General features: G+C 67.8%; 1 pseudogene. It reads right to left on the bottom strand.

From position 1 onward, the window contains the following. A pseudogene (locus RVY79_RS19790) lies at window positions 1-270 on the bottom strand (hypothetical protein); the annotation flags it as partial.

Genomic DNA, 270 nt, shown 5'->3' with positions numbered 1-270 from the left:
GCGAGGACCAACTTCTGGCACCGCACCGCCAGGGCCACCGCCCCGCCCACGACGGTGAGATGCGTCAGCGTGGAAACGCCATCGACCAGTACTGCCACGGGGTCGCCGAACAGCTTGGCCAGCGCCAGCAGCGAGAAATGCTTGGGCTGCTCATCCGACCACGGGCTGCTGATGGCGGATTCGAGCCCGAGGATGGAGCGCAGGTCGTGGCCCTCGACGATGGCCTTGAGCAGCTCCTGGATGTTGGCGAGCGTGTAGCCGCGCGCCAGC

Origin of the sequence: Chromohalobacter sp. HP20-39 (genome assembly GCF_033052815.1) — a bacterium.
Classification (GTDB): Bacteria; Pseudomonadota; Gammaproteobacteria; order Pseudomonadales; family Halomonadaceae; genus Chromohalobacter.
Note: the sequence above shows the minus strand (reverse complement) of the source record. Positions and strands in the feature narration are given on the sequence as shown.